Genomic DNA, 2,944 nt, shown 5'->3' on the forward strand with positions numbered 1-2,944 from the left:
AAAGCGATTTTGCGGACTACTCCTGCATTACTTGCCATCTTTTCAGTTGTCGTATTGTTAGCTAACCAACTCCAACTCCATCAGTATATCTTGTTACCCCACACAGCTTGGTACACTAAGCCGTTACCAACTTTCATTGATGCACTCGCGCTGGTGCGGCAATATCTGTGGAGAACTCGACTTTTACAACTGTCTAGTGGTGAGACTCAGATGGTAGAAGTACCACTAGATTTGCTTGAATGTTGGTCGGACTTATTGTGCTACGCCGCCTAATGGATAAAGTCGAGCTTAGAACCACTGCGTCAAGTAGGACTTTCTGACGAGGCAATTTTACTAGCAGGCGAGATCGCAGCTGGGTTCAGCCTTTCCAATAAATTAACGAAAGCGTTTGGCTGGAAGGTTGGTTTCGAGTACGATCGATTGTATCGCTAGCTGAAATTCTCATGAAAATTTACTACGTGACCCTAAATTCATCAGAAGAAGCCGAGCGAATCGGTCGAGCATTGCTGGAGAAAAGGCTAGCAGTTTGCGTTAATTGGTTTCCAATTACCTGCATGTACCGTTGGGAAGGACAAATTACTCAAGAACCGGAAGTCGTGCTGCTGATAAAAACTCAGTCAGGTTATCGATTAGAAATCGAGCAGCTGATTCGCGATCGTATTACATACAATAACTTTGTTGCCGAAGTGACTCCTACAAGTGTAAATCAGGGCTTCTTGGACTGGTTGAACGCTGAGGTTCCCGTTCCATCTATTTCAACTAGTTCGTAAGATTTGGAATAGACTGCCGTATTCACAAGGAAAACACAGAAAATATGGATTTGACCGTTACTGGCGCAACCTTCGTACTTTTACCTTACACGATCCAGTGGATTACAAGTTGCGGGATATCGGCAACTGGGTACTGAACGATGAGTTACCACAACCTTCTTTTTATTCCTAGTTTCAGTGACACGACTAGAACCGCTACAATTTGTTGGCAGTCAGCTGTTGCTAACAATTGAAAATCCATGTGTCAACTACTGGGAATGAATTGCAATGTGCCGACGGATATTTGCTTTTCGTTTGAGGGGTTTTCGGTACGGGGAGGGAAAACCGACGATCATCGCGATGGCTGGGGCATTGCTTTTTTTGAAGGTAAGGGGTGTCGGATTTTTATCGATGAAAAACCTTCCGTTACTTCTCCCATCGCCGAGTTAGTGCGCCGCTATCCCATCCACTCCACCCATGTCATCGCCCATATCCGCAAAGCGACTCAAGGGGAAATAGCCCTAGAGAACTGCCATCCCTTTCGCCGAGAATTATGGGGAAGATATTGGGTATTTGCTCACAACGGCGACTTGCGAGATTTTGATTATCAAAGCACGGGAGTCTATCGACCTGTTGGGAAGACGGACAGCGAAAGAGCATTTTGTCTGATTCTAGAAACGCTTCAACAAAAGTTTCCCGACGGGAAGCCATCATTAGACCAAATCTACCCCGTACTAAAGCAGATTGCGGATACTCTCTCAGGCAAAGGAATTTTTAACTTCTTACTTTCGGATGGAGAAAACTTTTTTGCCCACTGCTCGACTAAGCTTTGTTATATCGTGCGGCAAGCACCCTTTGCCGCTGCTCATTTGATTGACCAAGATCTGACTGTTGATTTTAGCGAATTAACTACGCCGAGCGATCGCGTTGCCGTGATTGCGACAACTCCTTTAACAGATAACGAAGTTTGGACGCAAATTCAACCAGGCGAGCTATTAGTTTTTCAGGATGGCTTGCCACTCAAATTTGAATAAAAAGCAATTAGCAATTAGCAATTAGCAGTTAGCAATTAGTTAATTGCAAATGAAGCTAACTGCTGGAAAACCATATTTGCATTCTAAACAACTAAAAGTTTATCGAGTAACAGTAGTATACTAAAGTCTAAGTAAATCGCTGGAAGACCGTATCAGCATGGTGGAACTCTCTAGTAAGGTGAGGTATGGTTTGTTGGCTTTGTTGGAGTTAGTCAGAATTTATCAGCGTGGAGAGTTCCAGCAAATTGAGCAAATTGCTGCGACACATCAAATACCCGAACGCTATCTAGCTCAACTGTTGATGACGTTAAGACGGTGTGGCATTGTTCGCAGTCAACGAGGTGCAAAAGGTGGTTATGCGTTGGCTCGCGATCCCCGACAAATTGTTCTATGGGAAATTCTGATTTGCTTGGAAGGGAGACAAAAGGCAGTAAAAGAGGAAGTAACTTCAGCAACACCAGAAAATTACGCCATTGGACAAGTATGGCAAGAAACCCAGCAAGCAGCGATCGCCATCTTGCAAGGTTACACTCTACAAGACCTGAGCGACAAACGAGATGAGGGTCAGGCGGGTAATATGTATTACATCTAGAGAGAATGGCACTAAGTTAAGCCGAAACGATTGATATACAAAGGGTTCCAATCTTGTAGGGAGTGGGAAGGCGCGAAAGTGGATATTGAGAAAATAGGAAAGTCGGCGATCGTCCCAAATCAACCCCAATTAGCCTGTTTACTCAAATCTCTACTACACGAGGGTTCTCGCTTAACTTAGTGCCATTCCATCTAGAGAAAAGTCAAAAGTTAAAAGTCAAAAGTCAAAACTAACTCAATACTCAAAATTATTACCAACTACCAATTACCAATTACCATTTGGCTAAACCGTGGCATATTGCGGAAATGCTCTAGCTTTTTTAGGTTTGACGTAAACTTTTTGTTGTAGTTCGAGGTGAAGCTGGTCGAATTTTTCTCTGGATAGAACTGCTCTAACTGGCTGACCGTCTTCTAGGATTAATTCCGCCTCAATTTCCCAACCTAAATGAACGATCCGGCTCACTGTAGCAACAGCTCCACTTACTGTAGGGTAAAGATCCACATCAACATCGTGGGGGCGGAGGAAAACTTCAGGAGAGGTTGTATCAAATTGGTTGTTCTGAAACAATC

The 2,944-nt window shown here is 43.8% G+C and carries 4 protein-coding genes and 2 pseudogenes; 5 read left to right on the forward strand and 1 reads right to left on the reverse strand.

Features of this window, described 5'->3' with window-relative positions; translation table 11 throughout:
- The 5 genes and pseudogenes from ACRC32_RS06575 to ACRC32_RS06595 all read left to right on the forward strand — a co-directional run.
- Nucleotides 1-273: pseudogene (locus tag ACRC32_RS06575) on the forward strand (IS701 family transposase); the annotation flags it as partial.
- Nucleotides 274-443: 170 nt separating this feature from the next.
- Nucleotides 444-770 (forward strand): divalent-cation tolerance protein CutA, encoded by a 327-nt coding sequence (gene cutA, locus ACRC32_RS06580; RefSeq protein ID WP_438553237.1) that lies wholly within the window; start codon nt 444-446, stop codon nt 768-770.
- A gap of 40 nt (nt 771-810) precedes the next feature.
- A pseudogene (locus ACRC32_RS06585) lies at nt 811-942 on the forward strand (acyl-CoA dehydrogenase family protein); the annotation flags it as partial.
- A 67-nt stretch (nt 943-1,009) separates the two neighbouring features.
- Nucleotides 1,010-1,783, forward strand: a complete 774-nt coding sequence (locus ACRC32_RS06590; RefSeq protein ID WP_438553238.1) for a class II glutamine amidotransferase — start codon at nt 1,010-1,012, stop codon at nt 1,781-1,783.
- A gap of 157 nt (nt 1,784-1,940) precedes the next feature.
- Nucleotides 1,941-2,375, forward strand: coding sequence for an RrF2 family transcriptional regulator (locus ACRC32_RS06595; protein WP_438553239.1), 435 nt, complete (start codon nt 1,941-1,943; stop codon nt 2,373-2,375).
- 282 nt (nt 2,376-2,657) lie between these two features.
- Here the strand turns inward: ACRC32_RS06595 and ACRC32_RS06600 are convergent.
- On the reverse strand, nt 2,658-2,944 hold a 287-nt coding region (locus tag ACRC32_RS06600), incomplete at its 5' end, for a TOBE domain-containing protein (protein WP_438553240.1).

It is taken from the genome of Chroococcidiopsis sp., from assembly GCF_051657925.1.
Lineage (GTDB): Bacteria > Cyanobacteriota > Cyanobacteriia > Cyanobacteriales > Chroococcidiopsidaceae > Chroococcidiopsis.